We start from the raw sequence: 18470 nt of genomic DNA on the forward strand, positions 1-18470 counted from the left end.
TTTTCAGTACTTTGGATATAGAAATATTTATACAAATTATTTCTAAATAGCCAAAATAATTTTTCAATACTGTATACAAATTCACATAAAATGTGATTATATTAAGGAGGTTTTACCTTTATTATTCCTATTGGAAAATTTAGTTATTTTATCGAAAAAATATTCAGGAGGTTCATTCGTGCTTTCGTTTTCCCTCAAAATTCAACAAATTGTGAGTTATTTTGATAGAAGCCGTTATTTCTGTAGTTTACTATCCATCCTTCTTATTACCTTACTTTGTTTCCCTAAACTCGCCAATGCCCATGCATATAGTGCTAGTTATACAAAAATAACAATGGATGAAAAGAAAACTGAGTTAGTATTCACCCTTGATACTTTATCCCTTATAGAACTATTACCCGATATTGACCTAAATAAAAACTGGGTACTTGAAAAATCTGAAGTAAAAAAAGAGCAGCATCATATTGAAGAATTAATTACTGAAGGTTTGACCTTGGACAAAAACAACAAAGAAGTTACTCCTAAAGTAGAAACAATGAAGTTAGTAAAAAAAGAAAACAAAGAGTTTCTTTCCACGACGATGACCTTTCCGGCCTTTTCCGCTGGGGATACAATCGTTTATAATGATGGCTTTTATTTTAATGATACGGGGACGAATTATGTTGATTTAATTTCGGCATCTTTTATGGGCCAAACGAGTGAGGCCGTATTACAGGGAAAGGAACGGACTTGGACCATTCTTTTAACTGAGGTACAGCAGGAACAAGGTCAGGATCAAACCACCCAGCCTGCGCCTAGTACGGAACAAGATCAACCCAATGCAACTGCGCCAGAACCACAAACAACCACTTCTTCTTGGTTTTCATTTTTCAAATTAGGGATGCTCCATATTATTACTGGCTATGATCACCTATTATTTCTATTTGCCTTGTTGTTAAGAAAACAAACCCTCAAACAGTATTTATCTATTGTTACATCCTTTACATTGGCACACAGCATCACCCTTAGCCTTGCCGTATTAGGTTGGATCACGTTACCTTCGCCTTTTGTTGAAGCAACCATCGCCTTTAGTATTTGTTACGTGGCTTTAGAGAATATTTTCCGCAAGGAGATCAGACACCGCTGGAGTATTACCTTTCTTTTCGGTTTAATTCACGGGCTTGGGTTTGCGAGTATCTTAAAAGAAATGGAGATTACTAAAAGCCATCTTGCTGTAGCATTAGTTAATTTTAATCTGGGTATTGAAGCGGTGCAGTTAGCGATTGTTCTTTTACTAGTGCCATTACTTACGTATATTTTTAGATTAAAGATCTCAAGTAGATTCATCCAAATTGGTTCATCAATCATATTTATTTTAGGAGCAATTTGGCTAATGGAACGAATCTTTTCATAGAATTTTATTAAACCGAAAAAACCCCTGAAAAATTCTTTCAGGGGTTTTTCTTGTTAACTAATTACTTTACCGTTACTTTCTTAGCCTTACTTACATTGCCAGCTTTGTCTACTGCTGTGACTTCAACCACTTTGCCAGCTTTTTGTTTTTTAATTGAGATCGAGAACTTGCCATATTTATCAGCCGTTTTAGAACCAATCACTTTGCCGCTCACTTTTACAACGACATTTGAATAGGCTTCTGCTTTACCGGTTACTTTGGTAGTTTTCACAGTAATTTTATCAACAGAAGGTGTGCTTGGAGCTTTTTTATCAATCGCAAATTGAACAGTTGTTTTGTTTCCGGCAGCATCAAATACCACTAATGTGTAGCTTCCGTCTGTTTTCACAACTGTTTTCGTTGCAATAGCTCTTCCATTTAATAAAGCTTTACCTTCATTAAAGTAAATAACTACATCTCTTTTGTAAAGACCATTATTAACTACACCACTGACTACTGGAGCAATTTTATCTAGAACTTTAATTGTTGTTTCACTCTTATTGCCAGCTCGGTCTGCCACAACTACTTTTAAAACCGTACCCGCATATTGTGCAGCTGGTAATGTTACAGAGAATTTGCCATTTACACCAGTAGTCGTAGTACCAAGAATACCTTTGCTGTTAGATACAGTAACTGTAGAACCAGCTTCAGCTGTTCCAGAAACCACTTTATCTTTGTTACTTACTGCATTTACGACAGCTTTATTCGGAGCAATAACGTCAAGAACGAATGTAGATCCAATTGGACTTAAGTTGAATGATAAATCAACAGAGAATGCGAATAACAGAGTACCTTCTTTAAGTGGCGCCATTAATGGAACACTGAAATTACCGTTTTCATCAGCTGTTAAGTGGACCTTCAAATTGAATCCATTTGTAATATAGACATGTGTTCCTGGTTCTGCACCATGACCTTTAATTTCAGTAGACATATTAGTAACTGGGTCAAATACAGGAGCATTTGGATCAGTTACGTCTTTAACCGTTAACCGAACTTCTTTTAGGTTAAGTGCTTTATCCGTAATCGTAACGACAACTTCAGTTCCTGCTTTTTGAACTGGAATGTCTACAGAGAAGCTTCCATCTTCAGTGGCAGTAGTAGTTTTATTAACGACTCCTGCTGTTACCACAACAGTTGCCCCTGCTTCTGTTTTACCAGTTACAGTTGTTGATTGGTCTGTTACTTCATTAACTGATGCAGTTACTTCTTTATCAAGTATAATTCTATCTTCAATTTGTGCCGCAACTGGTTGTGGTAAGGATTTGAAATACTGGACAAATCCGTCTAAGTCCACAACGTTTGTTACTCGATTTTTACCAGACTTAAGGACCGCAAAGCCGTCGCCGCCGTCTGCCATAAAGTTGTTTACTGTAATTGTGTATTCTGCAGTTGGATCTAATGGTGTACCATTTTCTAAATAGATATCAAGCACCTTGCTGCCGTATGGCTTATTATCACTCCAAGTATATTTCAGACCTGATATTGCCATGATTTTATTATAGCTTGGTGGTGCTTGGAATTGTTGATTTAATAAGGTTCTAATTTGATCCCCAGTGACAGTCATTGTTACTAGATCATTACCAAATGGCTGAACCTTGAATAAATCGCCCCAAGTGATTGTTCCTGCTGGAAGTGGGTTACGAATACCGCCAGCATTCATAAATCCTAATTGAGTGCCTGTTACGGAGCGCATACCATCAGCAATTAAGTTACCCAGTGCAGATTCACCAGAAGCATTGGCCACATTTGTAATTGCAGCAGATGTAGTACCTACTACTTGACTTACAACAGGTTTAATATCTTCTTGATAGCCGTCAAGTTCTGCTTTAATTTTTGCATTTGCTGTAATTTTGCTATGAAGTGTGTCTACCACTTCAGCCTTTGTTTGATCCTTAATCACATCTCCTGTAGTAGGGTCAATGGTTAAGTCAATATCAGAGAAGGCAGTACCATAAGACCAAGATTGAACTAATACTTTTCCATCAACATTTGTATTGAGATATTTATGATCATGTGCACCATAGATAACGTCAACAGCAGGGTCAATCGCTTTAGCCATGTCAACAACCTTACCAGTTGCTTCTGAACCATCAGTTTTTGAAGTTCCAGGATCATGTGCCATTACAACAATCGTATTAACGCCCTGATCCGTTAATTCTTTTGCATATTTGTTCACTGCAGTTACTTCATCAGTGAATTTAACACCCTCTACACCCTTTGGAGTAACAATTGTTGGTGTTTCAGTTGTTACAACACCAATAAAGCCAATTTTAACGCCATCTACTTCTTTAACAGCATATGGAGGTAAAATTGTTTCATTTGTTTTTTCATCGACTACGTTTGCTACAACGTAATCCATTGTTGAACCAGTAAACTTGCCATATTTCTCTTCATATTGCGCAGTTTTCGGATGATCTCCACCGTGAATTAAACGCTTCATTTCTGCTACGCCTTCGTCAAATTCATGGTTACCGATTGTACCAACATCCATTCCGATTTCATTCATCATACGGATAGTTGGCTCATCTTGTAATAATGCAGATACTGGCGGGCTTGCTCCAACAAGGTCACCAGCCTGTATCATTAGAGTATTAGCAGGGTTTACTGCTTCTCTGTCTTTTAGGTAAGCGGCTAACCATTCGACACCCCCAGAGTAATCAACAACTTTACCAGTAGAGTCTTTGACAGATCTCCAAGTATCAAGCTGACCATGGAAGTCATTGATACCTAATAATTGAACATGTATATTTTGGTCTAATTCATACAGTTCGTATCCTGCTTTAGTGGTTGATGCACCAAGATCTTTTACATCTGGTTGTTGCCCAAGGTATGCTTTTGCATCTGGAGCAGAGTGGAAAACAACCTTTGCTACGCCGCCAATCGGTGCAATCTTCCAGTTGTTATCTGCCACAGGATTGATGTTACCTTGCGCACTGATATAATCCATAAGGATTTGACGGTTTTCGAATGGAGAATCTACAACAGGTTTTAAATTCTTCAATTCAGGTAGACCACCGCTTCCGCCAGCACGATAGTTATTAGTCGCAATGATGAATTTTTGGTCCATTTTAACAGGAGTTCCATCCATCATTCTTAGGTTCACAACACGTTCACCTTTTGGTTTCGTCACATCAATGTCGTATTTCACACCATCAATGACATCATAATTGTATGGGCGGAAATCGTAATCAAGTAAATCTTGCGGTTCTGCATTATTCGGGTCAATTGTATTGAATTGTTTCGCTGATTCTTCAATCCACCTCTTCACTTGATCGCCTGTAACTTCAAGAGCCTTTAATGTGTTATCAAACAAATATAAATCCGCGGCACTCTTAATGGTTACATCGCCCTTAGCAATATTTGTATAATCGCCAACGCCACCACGGCCGCCTTTAAATGGAGCTGCTGCTGCAAGGACCGGATAATCTTTATATTCTGTGTTTGCAATCGCCTTTTTCACGTAATCCATCTGTGCTGCATTAACAATTTGTGTGGAAGCGTCATCCATGACACGGGTGAAGAAACTGTGCATTGGAATTTCTGTCGTACCGATTTTTCCACGTACATAAGCAAGTGTTTGCTCATGAACGGCTTGTGCATCACTAACAATTGTTGAGTCTGATGCAGTGTCAGCAGAAACTGGACGGTTAACCGATTTAGAATTAGCCTTATCAACAGTCCACTTGCCATTTGCATCTTGTATAAGTGCTAAATCGAGGACACCTAGGTTATTTCCCCAGAAGCCTGCTTCGACCGCTTGTACTCCATTGATTGTACCATTGGTATTATCAATGCCAGTCTTGCCTGTAAATGATGCATCACCTGGGAAGTTTACGTGTGCATGTCCAAATAGCATGGCATCAATGCCAGGTACTTTTGTTAAATCGTAAACGGCATTTTCTGCAGCTTCTTGACCTTCGGCAGCGATATCACAGCCCGAGTGAGCAATTGCGACAATAACATCTGCTCCATCAGCTTTCATTTGCGGGATAAATTTATTTGCTTGGGCAACAATATCTTTAGTAATGACTTTACCAGTTAGGTTATCTTTATCCCACTGCATGATTTGCGGTGGTGCAAACCCGATGACCCCAACCTTAATCACATGTTCATTGCCGCCAGCATCCTTAATCGTTTTGTCTACAATTTTATAAGGAGTGAAATAGTTAACATCATTTGTTGAGTCGGAATCGTGGTCGTCTTTATAAATGTTAGCGTTTACAATTGGAAATTGTACTTCTTCTTGTACGTCTTTTAAGTAGTCTAAACCATAGTTGAATTCATGGTTCCCAACAATACCTGCATCATATTTTAAATAGTTCATTGCTTTGTAAATAGGATGAGTATCGTTTGGTCCAAGTTTATTTACTTTTGCTACATAACTTGCAAGTGGATTTCCTTGAATCGTATCACCAGCGTCAAATAGCATAGAGTTGTCGACTTCAGATCTAGCTTGTTTGATTAAAGTAGCTGTTTTTGCTAAACCATAATTTGTTACAGGTGCATCTTTGAAATAATCGTACGGCAATACATTAGAATGCAGGTCCGTAGTTTCTAAGATTCGTAGTGTAGCCGTATTCACTGTTCCTTCAGCTTTTGCAGCCTGTGGGAAAATATTCAATGGAACTGTTGTAAGCGCTAACGCTGTTGCTAGAGAAGTATTAAGCATACGTCTTTTCATGCTTCTTTTTATCTGTCTCTTCACACTTTTTCCGCCCTTCGACAAAATAATTAGTATTGCATGACTATTCTACTAACTTTTCCAAAAGAATAATAGACCTTTTTTTAAAAATTTATCATTTATTTACAATAATATTTTTTGAGAATTCATCCTTTTAATCTATTGTTTTAAGGGAACTATCCAATTTCTGATAAATAATTCATGAAAGAATTATTGCCAAAAAATCCAGTTAAAAAATATGTAAGTTTTTCAAATATATGTATTAAATTTCGATAAATTCTGATATTCTAAAATATAGTTCAAAATACCGTTGTGGAGGAAAACTTGATGAGAGCTAATAAAAAGAAAAAGAGAACGTGGCTCCGCGTAACTGGAATTGTGTTAATTTTACTATTAATCGGAATAGGAGTTTATGCCTATTCAGTATATAATTCATTAACAAATGCTGTCGAAACCATGCATCATCCTGTCGACCGTACATCAGAAAAGCGGACTGAGGAAGTATCCTTGCAAAACAAGCAGCCGTTTTCCGTTTTACTTTTAGGGGTTGACCAGCGTAAAGGGGATAAAGGCCGTTCAGACACCATGATTGTTTTATCAATTAATCCGAAGCTTAATTCGGTTAAGATGCTAAGTATTCCAAGAGATACACGTACGGAAATTGTCGGTAAAGGTACAGAAGATAAAATTAACCATGCCTATGCATTCGGCGGCGAAGAAATGGCGATGAACACAGTGGAGCAGTTTTTAGATATCCCCATTGATTACTTTGTAAGAGTGAACATGGAAGGTTTTAAAGATATTGTCGATGCCGTTGGCGGCATAACGGTGGATAATGATTTGGACTTTTCTTATGGAGGCTATCATTTTCCTAAAGGGGAAGTAACCTTGAATGGCAAAAAGGCTCTTGCCTATACTCGAATGAGGAAAGAAGACCCGCGCGGTGATTTTGGCCGCCAAATACGCCAGCGTCAAATTATCCAAGGGGTTATAAAAGAAGGTGCAAGTTTATCATCACTAGCCAATTACAGTGATATCTTCTCTGCACTCGGAAAAAACGTAAAAACAAATCTCACCTTTGATCAAATGGTTTCTATTCAAAAGAACTACAAAAGTGTCGGTGGTAACATCGATCAAATGACCATCAAAGGCAATGGAACAAGAATTAACGGCATCTATTACTTTGTCGTTCCCTCTGACGAAAAAGAGCGACTACAGACAGAAATGAAAACACAGTTGGAAACTACTTAAGGTAAAAAAACAGTCTGCCAGAAGATTTGGCAGACTGTTTTTTATTGTCATTATTCATTCATTTCATACCAATATCCATTTCCTAAGGAATCACGATATTCAATCAAATAATAATACCAGGAATATTTGGAAGGCTTGGTATAGACAAACGTATTAGAACCTGACTTCACCGTATATGACTTTTGGGCAACTTGCGGACTGCCCTCATAGCTATAAACATGAACGGTAGCCGTAACCTGTTGCGTTGTGTTAATTTTCAACTGTAATTGATCGTTATAAATTTGATCGGAAGCTAAGTGAAAGCCAAAACTATGTGAAATTAGCCACGCTGGATTACCTGTTGACGTCATTTTCCCTTTAACAGACTTAAGCCCGTAGGCATTCTTAGCGGTGATGACATAATAATATGTGCCATCCTTTTCTTCGCTGCTAAGCCAGCTAAAATATTGGCTGCCTTCATTTACTGCTTTATCTTGGTCAATGGTTTTAATCTTTTGATTTGATTGATTATAAATTTCAATTGTCACATTTGCTGCCCGTGATAGTTTGTAATGTACCTCACTGCCTTCACCTGGATAAAACATGACGACAGCAGGATAACTTATTTCGATTTTATTAAGCTCGACATGTACATTTCCCGAGTAGATTTGAGTGATATTATACTTATCAACGACTTTAATTTTAAACTGATATAGACCATCGTTAAGCTGGGTGTTGGTATCATCCGTCCCATTCCATGTAAACGAGTGCTGCCCCGCTAATTCGGCTGCATCTGTTTTAATAGTAGATAGTCGTTTACCGCCTTGATAAATTCCAATTGTCACCTTTCCAGGCTTGTTTAAGGTATAGCCGATGGTCATGGTCCCTTTTGTTTTTAAATAATAATCTTTCCCCGTCGCAATAGAAGGTACACGCCAGTCCTGCAGGATCAGCGAAGCGCTGTTCATCTTGGTTAAATTCCCAGCCATATCCTTTAACTGAACGAAATATCGGTATGTGCCTTCAGGGACCAGTTGATTTTTATCATTTTTCCCTTTCCAACTAGCAGTGATTGTTCCAGCGCTCACTTTTTTATTAACTAACTTCTTTATCATGGTCCCTTTTTCATTGACAACAGAGACGACCATATAACTGGTTTCTTTTACATTCACTTTTATAGTGTTCGTGGTTTTTGTATTCATTTTAAAGAGTGTGGATGATAGCGTGATTTTCCCTGTTGGACGGACACTGTCTACTTTTAGCTGAACCTTTTTGGGTTTCCCTTTTTTATTGTGACTATCTGTAAATGACCAGACAATCTGGTAGGTCCCATCCTTGACTAGATGCCCTTTGGTGGTTTTCCCATTCCATGCTAGTAAATGTTTCCCCGCTGAGATGGTCTTTTTGGAAAGAATTTTCTTTACCGTTTTACCAGTCTTATCCGTCACAATAGCAGATACCTTCACTTTTTGTGTCAACTCATAAGGAATGGTAACCTTTCCACTTACATTCGGAGAGTAGGAATAGGTGCCTGACACCAAAATGGCTGGTTTTGTATGGTTAACCACCTTCATCATCGTGCTTTTATAAAAGCTGTCGGACCCGTCGCTGATTTTCACTTCTACTTTATAGGACCCCGTCGAAACAAACTTTTTACTTGTTGATTTCCCATCCCAAGATACGGAGATTTTTGCTCCTGTTGAGGTTTTATTCGATAGTATTTTCCTGACCGTTTTTCCGTGTGCATCCTTAATCGATAAAGAGACCTTGGTTTTACTCGTGGTTTTAAAAGAAAATGCTGCTTTGTTTTTCCCTGTCATGTTATAGGTTTTCGGTGCGGTGATGGTTGAAATTGGGGCAGGTGTATTAGAAAGCGCCTTATATGCATCAATTCTTCCGTACCCGTAATCTTCATCCCATCCCCTGCTGCCAAGATCGACTGTTGATTTTTTAAGAATGGTTTCTACTTGGCTGGCACTTAAAAAAGTGTTCTTTGCCCGGACGAGCGCAGCAATTCCTGATACCATCGGTGCAGCCATGGATGTCCCGTCATAAGAGGCATACGTGCTTCCCGATATCGATGAATAAATATCCACCCCTGGAGCAGCAAGGTCAATATAATTTCCATAGTTTGAAAAGCTGGCAATTCTATCATTTCGATCAATTGCACTTACACCCAACACACCCTCAGATGCGGCAGGATACATCGGGAAAAATGTACTAGAATTACCGGCTGCAGCCACAAGGACGACACCTTTTGATTTAGCATATTTTGTAGCAGACTCTAGTAAATAACTATAGCTATCATCACCAAGGCTCATATTGATAACATCAGCGTGGTGGGCAACGGCATAATAAATAGCTCGGATGACTGTATCCGCACTTGCCTGATTTCCTTGAAAAACGTTAATTGGCATGATCTTTACATCTGGAGCAATCCCAGCGATCCCAAACTTATTAAAACTTGCTGCGATAATGCCAGCAACATGTGTAGCATGTTCATCGGGATCATAACTGGAAGAACCATTTACCGCATTATAGGGGCTGACAATCTTTCCTTTTAGGTCAGGGTGATCCTTCTGAACCCCGCCATCGATTACCGCAACGGTAATTTTCGAAGAACCCCTTGTTTTGTCCCATGCTTTTGGCAGATGGAGTTTGGTAAGGTACCATTGCCGACTATAGCTCGGCTCTTTGGGTACATATGTCTTTTTGTATTTGTAGTTTGGCTCGACTAATAGCACTTGTTTATTCGTTAATAACTGTTTCGCAATCGCGGCTAAATTCGCACCGGGCGTGACTTTAACTAAGGAGAAATCCTTGTCGTCTAATGGAGTTTCTTCTCTTATATCTACTTGTTTAAGCAATTCCTCCCGTTCTGTTTGTGTTGTATCTGACGCAAATTTGACGATTAGTTCTTCGGCAATATATTCCGTCTTCTCCTTAAACAAGACATCTGGATCGATTTTCTTTGGATGAGCATTGATCCCATCGGCACTGGCATCCGAAGACATAAAAAGTAAGCTGAGCACCATCAAGCTCAGTGAATAAATATATTTCACTAGTTATCCCCCATTATATTTCTCGTAAAATGTCATTCTATTTTATTAATCTATTCTATCATTTTGTAGGTAGATTAGGGTGCATTAGAAGTAATATTATTTTGTTGGCACTAATATGAAAAGAGGAAATCGGCAATGGGCTGATTTCCTCTTTTTATTAGATTTTTTTGCATGTGGTTATTTAATAGTTAAGGTTCCATCTTCATCAGTACTGTAGTAGGCATTCAGACCGGCGTTGGTACCCAGTTGAAATTCGACTTTACCCTTTTGCATATTCACGTAGCGAACATAATATTTTCCCGCTTTGTATGTATGCCATGCGACGGGTTTACCAAAATATTTCTTCATTTGGCTAGCCGTAACTTTTGTTGAAACCATTTTTGTTATCAAAACAACTTTTTGTCCCGATGAGATTTTGGTGTCTGAATTTCCATAAAAGAATCCGTAATAAGCATTTTTCGTATTATAGAAAAGATATGCTTCAGATTGCCCTACTTTCCCTTTTTGCTTTTTTTTCAAGGTCTTATAGGTCATGTTAACATTCCCATAAACCCCTTTTAACTTTCCTTTCTCAAGCTTTCTATTAAAAACTAGCAAACTTATTCATTTGGTTTTGTAAAATAATTCCACTTAGCATAAACGTCCATCCTGAGCGGACAAATATGTAATTTTGTCCATGAGTGGTGCCTGACACCTTATTATCATGGATTTGTCATGAAACTAGTAAGCTATTGAAATATTTATGTAATATTATTGTGGTAACTTTTATATAACAGTAGAAAGGGGTTTTAGTTTATGAAGAAATTCCTCGTCATGTTTGGTTTGGCAGGTATGATATTACTTGGAAGTAGTCATGGAGCATCCGCAGCATCCAATACATATAAAGTTAAGAGTGGAGATTCACTTTATCGTATTGCAAAAACATATAAAATCTCGGTAAACACATTAAAAAAATGGAATAACCTTAAATCAAATACGATTCACCCAAATCAAAAGTTAAAGGTATCTAGCACAACGGCTAGTAAACCTGTCGCAAAGAAGGCAAAAACTACTACAACGAGCTCAAAGAAGCCAAAAGTAGTAAAAACAATTACTGTTAGCGCGACTGCCTATACAGCAAATTGTAAGAACTGTTCTGGCATCACGGCTTTAGGTTTAAACCTTAAGAAAAATCCAAAACTTAAAGTAATCTCTGTTGACCCTAAAGTCATCAAGCTTGGTACAAAGGTTTATGTTGAAGGGTATGGCTACGCGATCGCCGGTGACACAGGCGGAGCGATCAGAGGGAAAAAGATTGATATCTTCGTTCCTTCTTATAAGAAAGCAATTCAATGGGGAAGAAAAACAGTGAAAGTGCAAATATTAAAATAATCAAATCTAAGCCCCAAGTGAGTTCATTTACTTGGGGCTTTTTTCAATGTATAAATAGATATTTACCATGCTTTCCTCTACTAAACTAAAAAAAACAACACCTAATCACGAATAATTAGGTGCTGTATTATACATTTATTTAACTGTAACAGTCAGTTCTGCACTTACATTCTTTGCAGCATCAGTTGCAGTAATGATTAAATTAGTATTGCTTAATTGAGGTTTGATAGCAACTTTGAATTTACCATATTGATCAGTAATTCCAGTCCCTATAACAGTGGTACCTACTTTAATCGTAATAGTTGACTTCGCTTCTGCTGTCCCAGTAATTTCTGTTGTAGTGTTATCAGGAACAGTGATTGCCTTTGGTGCTACTGGTGCTATTTTATCAATCGTAAATACTACCGTTCTCTTGTTCCCAATTGCATCTTTCAACTCTAAAGTGTGTTTTCGAGATTCTTTAACAACATAGCCTGTTTTAACGGCTTTTCCATTCAACATTGCCGTTCCTTCGTTAAATGTGAGTTTAACATCTTTATTATATAGAGCATTATTGCTGACTCCACTAACTACTGGTGCTGTTTTATCAATGGTAAACACAACTGTTGTTTTGTTGCCAGCTTTATCTGTTAACACAACTGTGTGCTTTCCTTCTGTTTTCACAACGGTTTTTGTTTTAACTGCTTTCTTATCTAATGTTGCATTTCCTTCTTTGAAAGAAATCGTAACATTCTTGTTGTAAGTCTTCTTATTAGTTACTCCGCTTAATACTGGAGCTGTTTTGTCCTTTACAACCACTGTTTTCGTTTTACTGATGTTCCCCGATTTATCCTTGGCTGATAAATATAGTTTTTTACCGGCTTTTTGTTTAGGGATTTTCACCTTAAATTTTCCCTTAGAATCTGCTTTTTTTGTGTATTTTTTAGAGCCGATCTTTACAGTAACCGTTGCTCCCTTTTCTGTTACGCCTGCCACTTCATTTGATTTGTCAGAAACAATGCTAACCGTTGGGAAAGTAGGAGCTTTGATGTCGATATTTTTGTAATATGGAGCTGCTAGCTGATTAAAGGTCTTGCTTGATCTAGTAATAACTACTTTTGCTCCAATCTTTACCTTACCGAATAGTTCAATTACCTCTTTATTATGCATCCGGATACATCCACCCGAGATATATTTCCCAATCGAACTTTCATCGCTATTACCATGTATTGCGTACGGATAGCCGCCATTCTCTTGTTTACTTAACCCCAACCAGCGTTTTCCAAGTGGATTGCGAGGATCGCCGCCAGGAATATTATGTTTATAATAAGGTCTATTTTTAATCTTTTCCCTTATGTAAAAAGTTCCTTCTGGTGTAAGTTTAGATGTTCTGCCTGTTGCAACATTGTATGTTTTTACTAATTTACCATTCTCATAAAATGCAAGTTTATTAACCTTTTTGTTAATAATGATCAATTGTTTCTTTGATATAGTGCTAGCCTCTGCTTTTTGAGACTGAGGAAAAACTGAAAAACCTAAAAATAAAATAATAAATCCAATCAAAATACGCCTTAACACAAGTGAACCCCCCTGTATTTTCCATTTTATTACTACAATATTACAATATTAATACAATACCATAATTAATGTTTTAATAGAAACAGATAAACCTTATATTTATTTCGGCAATTTATTACAAATTTTTCAAACAATTTGTCGACAAAAAGAACACTTAAAATTGATTTTCACAGACTAATATAGTTACATAGCTCGAATTATCGTGCTGCTACCACTACAGTTATCTCGTCATTTCTCGGGAAATAACAGCATTTTTCTCATTGACTGACAACCTTTCTTATTAAATATTTAGAAAAAAATAGAGAAAATATGAATTTTATGTATCTTTTTGTAGTAGGATAGTAATAGTTTCAAACTATCCTATACAGGATTTAATAGCTGTAATCCAACACCATCTAGACATGATGAAATACCTAGAGGGCCCCACACATTCCGACCAGTTTCAATTAAGTCAATCTTTATTCGAACTTAGTGTGAAGCAGGAATTGCTGCGGATAGTTTAATCAAAGGTTTTGATAGGGAAAAGATTAAGTATCAACGGAAAGAGAATGGGACCATTCAATACTGGATAAACAACCAATCCTATCTAGCGAAACAATAAAAGTGGCTGCCGAAAGCTTCGGCAGCCCTTTCATTTATTCCATCTTATGCGTCCATTCTTCTCGTTGACCTGGCTGAACTGTCATATTTCTGTTGCATGAATCGTTTATGAATTATTTTCTCAGACATATGGAGACAGATGTGGAGAATTAAAATACCCAACGTGAAAAATTCCACTGCATAATCGATATAGTACCATGAGAGTGTAGCCGTAATATCGTATAAAGCATGGACAATAACCGTTAGCCAAAGGTTCCGCGTCCATAATAGAATCACTCCAAACAAAAATCCCATATTCGCGAAGGTAACAATGGCCCCAATTCGAATCGCCCATGGCTGCTCGGTATCAAGTGTATGGTCAATTCCGAAGAGAATAGAAGTGATAAACAAGGCTGCCATTAGGAATACATCCCTTGACCCACTCTCCCAGCGCCGTCGAAAAACCTTTTTAAAAACTAGAAGTAGTAGAATCATATAAGCAAGCCGCCAAACCTCTTCCAGTCCTGCCAATAAATCATTATAAATATCCGAACCAATCGAATCTATTTTTTCAAAAAGATTCCCAATCGTTTGCTCTTGAAAGGCAGGGACTTCCGGTTCGTCCACTTCAAAGACTTGCGACTCCGTGTAATCTTGAACATATTGATCATAATCCTCGTTAAAATCCTCAAAGGTGAGACTAGAATATACATTAACAAACGTACTTCCCATGAAAAAAATCAGAAAGGCTCCTGTAAATTGAAGCATATGCTGGCGCGGGCTTTTTGTATGTGGCAGCTTGCCTCCAAGTCTACGGTAAAGTTTCCAGCCGATAAAAAACGAGCCTACCATAACAGCATCGTATAATGTGCCAGCCAAAACGCTGTAACGCGTAAGGTAGAGGAGAATTTCCGCACCAAATGTGACAATAAACATGGCAAATAGCAGTTTCTTTGAGATCGGTTTGGTTAAATTTGTTATCATCTCCATCATTCCCTACCTGAAAAATTTCGCGGAGAAATTCAGTTTCCTCCTTACCTGCCTAAAATCTTTACTATAATAATTCCAACCGCATTCATAAAAAGCAGGAACAAGAAACAGAAAAACGTCCACATCCATTTTCTCGACACGAAAGGATCCCCTCATTTTTTCAGAATTATATTAGTAATAATTTAGCATATTAATAGTTAATAATCACCCCTATAATCTTTCCAGAGATAAGAAAATTATTGTGATTTTTAAACTCAAGCATACATATGATTGTACAAGCAATCGATTAATCTAAATAGTTAGGAGTCATGTTAAATGAAACGTCTTGTTCCTATCATTATCTTAATCGCAGTTCTCTATCTTTTATCAGCCACAAATCCTAATCGATCTGCCTATATCGACTGGGTTAATCACAAAACCATGGATAAATCCTCAAGCCTGATTGAAAAAGGAGTCTTATCCTTAGCAGGGGAATCCATTTTTGATGCAGGAACCACACATAAGGACTATATTATATTCTCTATCTACAAAACTGACTTTTCTGAAGTGGGATTTGGAAAAGTTACGTCAATTGGTATATTAAATAAATTCATTACGATAAAAAATTCTGAATGACAAAGATTAAACAAAAGACCAAACATTGGGCTTACTCCCTCGTTTGGTCTTTTTTCGTTATTCAACTTCTTCCACTTGAAAAACTGGTACTCGGACGGATTCGCCATTCTCGTCAATAATATCTTCATAGCTATTAAACATCCCAATGACTGTAAAATTTTGATAGACGATGAAATGGGTCTCTCCTTTTAATAAGGCATACGTTTTCTCCCATTGTCCGGTGCTATCATTAAATGTTTCTGATAAGGTTACCAACGCTCCGCCATTTTGTAAGGTATCAGCGAAGGCGGTGAAGCGAACTTTTTTTCCAAAATAGTTTGCTATATCTTCAACTTCAATATTAACATAATCTAGTTTAATTTCAGTAAACTGATATTGTCCATTACCATCGGGTTCGAAATATGCAATCTCTCCCTCGCCCTCCCCAAATGGGTTATCGACGACTAAAACATGATTTGAGTCAACTGTTAGCTGATCGGCTTCCACATCGAGGATTTTTACCATTGACCCAGCTCGGACTTCATAAGCCAAATAATGATGCTTCCTCTCTGATGACTTTGCATCAATATAAAGAACTGGAAAATCAGAAGTACTCAAACTGCCTTGAAAAGCGAGCTTATTGATGACGGGAGCTCCTTCGACCGATCCCTCTGTTACCGCCATCGCTTCCTCACCCGTTAGTCTTCCATAATAAATGCCGCCGTCGGTGGAGATTGCAGCAACAACGCTATCAGCCTCCCACCTGTTGCTCTCCTTGACCATGTTCGAAAACTCTTTTCCAGGGTATAATCTCTCCAAGACACGAATAGGTTCATATTTATCCCATGCAAGATTTGCTTTCGCAATCAATTCTGCTGTATCCTCCAAGGGTTTTAATGCTTCATAAATACTGATTGCATTCTCGTATTTATTGGCTGCTGTAAGACTTTCCGCTTTGGCTAATACCTCAGACGTTGCTTCCTCGATATAAGTAAATACATCAGTACCGTTCATATTCGCTTCTAACTTTTTGATAGTAGTTGCTGATTCTGCAAATGCGTTAAAATCCTTTTTATCAATCGAAGCTTTTACAACCTTTAACAGGTTTTTATCAAGTACATGTTCGAGCCAGTCAGAATCCATCGACAATCCCCTAAGTGCACTAAATTGTCTGTTCCCCTCATCTACAATCGCTGAAACGGACTTAGTTGCAACCATTTTATTTATCTTCGCTTCGTAATACTTTTGGAAAGCAGTTTGGATTTTAGTTGTCTTTGCGTTTAGGCCCTTGCCGTAGTATTCTGTTGGAATCTTGTTGAGGAGGTTGAAAATCTCCTCCTCTACAGAAATACCATCAACAGTACCATTCTCTAATTTATCAAGATAGGAGTTCTTAATCGACGAAAAATATCCCTTCATATCCTGATCTATCTGCGTCAACGCAACCATTTCCCCGTACATATCTTTTTGGACACTGGTGCCTGACACCCATTTTTTCTGACTTTCCTGCCAGCGCTCATACATCGATACTAGGCTCTCGAGGTCATTTTCTTTATTATAATCAGCTGCTTTCCCATCGATATCTTCCATGACTTCACGAATTGGGGATAGTATCGACAACATCAAATTGATGTCTTTGTTATGGTCAGAGACTGAAATGTTTAGTTTTGCGTCATGGAACTTTTCCTCCGCGGCAACTAATTGACCTGACTTATATAATCGAACGGCTTCATTGTAAGTGGCAATTTTTTGATGGGCCATAATGATTTTTACGCTAACAACCGCCAGCAAAATAACAAGGATCAGCAGAAAGAAGTTTTTCGACATATTTACTTTTCGATAAACGGTAAATTTAAACATGTAGTATTAGATCCTTTCTACGACACAAACCGCTTAAAATCTGGATCATAATGATACTTCATTTCAACTAAACGCTTCGCTCTTTCCTCTAGACTTCCCCAATCGGTATCAGGGTTTGCTTGGAGGATATTGCAAAGCCTTAAAAATCGGTCCTTTGGAAAATATTCGAGAAATTCCTCAATGAACTCTGAAAATTCCAGAATATACAGTTTCATCCGCAGCGTAGTCCCAGCCACAGCGCTAAGCGATTCAATCCCAAAATCCCTGATAACGGCATCACGATAGTGAATAAAATAAGCAATGCATTTTTTAGTAAACAGGGCCCGATTAATTTTTAATACCTCTAGGGCATATTTTACAAAATCCTTATCATAAGATGATGGAATCAAAGACTCCAGTTCAAGCTCCATATCCCTTCTAAGGACAATATCATTTAAGACCATGACTCGGCGCATTTTAACTTGATCGCTATAGATCAAATCACCAATCTCACGTAGTTTTTCATAAGCAGCAGCCAGCTTTTCCTCTCTGACATCCTCTAGGGCAAGGTCGCTGTCAAACTGAATACCAGCTCCAATTTTTCGAAGGTCCACGCGCAAAAGCTTTTTCAGCTCAGTAAAATATTCACTTTTTATAAAGGCAAACGTGAGAATGATATAAACTATCACAAAGATCATCCCGACGATTAGCGAAAGATAGAGTGCCTTTACCGTTGGTGCAGCAATAATTCCAATACAAACCAGAATCAGTATTCTAATGGCCTCTGTAAATAAACGCTTTTTAAAAATCGAATGAGCCAGACCTTCGATACCCATAAAAGTGGAACCACATTCTGGGCAAGCCTTGTCCTTTAGAACAGAGTACCGATTGCACTTTTTACACATTTTTAGCTTTTGGAAGCGATATTTCGTCCTTTTTTTCTTGGATAGCTGGATGGCGTGTTTAGCCATTAGAATCACCTTTATTCAACATGATGACTAATTCATCATCGATATCGTCGAAATTCCCGCTGTTCCGCTTGTTCTTAACTAATTTATAGGTTTTCCAGCCAAGAATCATAACTAGTATACTCGTAAATACAATATTATACATGCTGTCTCCCTTCTTTGAACAT

12 protein-coding genes are annotated in these 18470 nt (G+C 37.8%); 4 read left to right on the plus strand and 8 right to left on the minus strand.

The features are described from left to right. Window positions 1-178 precede the first annotated feature (178 nt). Window positions 179-1393: a HupE/UreJ family protein gene (locus QNH17_RS25515; protein WP_283875941.1), complete on the plus strand. Its 1215-nt coding sequence runs from the start codon at window positions 179-181 to the stop codon at window positions 1391-1393. A gap of 61 nt (window positions 1394-1454) precedes the next feature. On the opposite strand, the gene QNH17_RS25520 is transcribed toward QNH17_RS25515, so the two are convergent. Beyond that, on the minus strand, window positions 1455-6137 hold the full coding sequence (locus QNH17_RS25520; RefSeq protein WP_283875942.1) for a bifunctional 2',3'-cyclic-nucleotide 2'-phosphodiesterase/3'-nucleotidase: 4683 nt from the start codon (window positions 6135-6137) through the stop codon (window positions 1455-1457). Window positions 6138-6440: 303 nt separating this feature from the next. On the opposite strand from QNH17_RS25520, the gene tagU reads away from it, so the two are divergent. Then, on the plus strand, window positions 6441-7364 hold the full coding sequence (tagU, locus tag QNH17_RS25525; RefSeq protein WP_283875943.1) for a polyisoprenyl-teichoic acid--peptidoglycan teichoic acid transferase TagU: 924 nt from the start codon (window positions 6441-6443) through the stop codon (window positions 7362-7364). 50 nt (window positions 7365-7414) lie between these two features. Here tagU and QNH17_RS25530 read toward each other — a convergent pair whose 3' ends face one another. Both QNH17_RS25530 and QNH17_RS25535 read right to left on the minus strand, forming a co-directional pair. Continuing rightward, window positions 7415-10405 carry a S8 family serine peptidase gene (locus QNH17_RS25530; protein WP_283875944.1) on the minus strand — a complete coding sequence of 997 codons (2991 nt, stop codon included), beginning with the start codon at window positions 10403-10405 and terminating at the stop codon, window positions 7415-7417. 177 nt (window positions 10406-10582) lie between these two features. Next, a complete protein-coding gene (locus QNH17_RS25535; RefSeq protein ID WP_283875946.1) occupies window positions 10583-10939 on the minus strand; it encodes a hypothetical protein in 357 nt (118 codons plus the stop codon). Window positions 10940-11200: 261 nt separating this feature from the next. Between QNH17_RS25535 and QNH17_RS25540 the strand changes: the two genes are divergently transcribed. Beyond that, entirely contained in the window at window positions 11201-11776 is a 576-nt protein-coding gene (locus QNH17_RS25540; RefSeq protein WP_283875947.1) for a 3D domain-containing protein, read from the plus strand. A gap of 135 nt (window positions 11777-11911) precedes the next feature. Here the strand turns inward: QNH17_RS25540 and QNH17_RS25545 are convergent, their stop codons facing one another. Beyond that, complete coding sequence (locus tag QNH17_RS25545) at window positions 11912-13333, minus strand: Ig-like domain-containing protein (RefSeq protein WP_283875948.1); 1422 nt, start codon at window positions 13331-13333, stop codon at window positions 11912-11914. A 645-nt stretch (window positions 13334-13978) separates the two neighbouring features. Continuing rightward, complete coding sequence (locus tag QNH17_RS25550; RefSeq protein WP_283875949.1) at window positions 13979-14896, minus strand: CPBP family intramembrane glutamic endopeptidase; 918 nt, start codon at window positions 14894-14896, stop codon at window positions 13979-13981. Window positions 14897-15217: 321 nt separating this feature from the next. Here QNH17_RS25550 and QNH17_RS25555 point away from each other — a divergent pair, with 321 nt between their 5' ends. Next, complete coding sequence (locus tag QNH17_RS25555; protein WP_283875950.1) at window positions 15218-15517, plus strand: DUF4359 domain-containing protein; 300 nt, start codon at window positions 15218-15220, stop codon at window positions 15515-15517. A 57-nt stretch (window positions 15518-15574) separates the two neighbouring features. Here the strand turns inward: QNH17_RS25555 and QNH17_RS25560 are convergent, their stop codons facing one another. Genes QNH17_RS25560 through QNH17_RS25570 form a run of 3 tightly spaced genes read right to left on the minus strand, consistent with a single transcriptional unit; the run spans window position 15575 to window position 18448 of the window. After that, window positions 15575-17356, minus strand: a complete 1782-nt coding sequence (locus tag QNH17_RS25560) for a hypothetical protein (RefSeq protein WP_283875951.1) — start codon at window positions 17354-17356, stop codon at window positions 15575-15577. A 17-nt stretch (window positions 17357-17373) separates the two neighbouring features. After that, window positions 17374-18306: a hypothetical protein gene (locus QNH17_RS25565; protein WP_283875952.1), complete on the minus strand. Its 933-nt coding sequence runs from the start codon at window positions 18304-18306 to the stop codon at window positions 17374-17376. Then, window positions 18299-18448 (minus strand): hypothetical protein, encoded by a 150-nt coding sequence (locus QNH17_RS25570; RefSeq protein WP_283875953.1) that lies wholly within the window; start codon window positions 18446-18448, stop codon window positions 18299-18301. The genes QNH17_RS25565 and QNH17_RS25570 overlap by 8 nt, the downstream gene beginning before the upstream one ends. Window positions 18449-18470 lie beyond the last annotated feature (22 nt).

The organism is Neobacillus sp. SuZ13, from assembly GCF_030123365.1.
Lineage (GTDB): Bacteria > Bacillota > Bacilli > Bacillales > Cytobacillaceae > Neobacillus.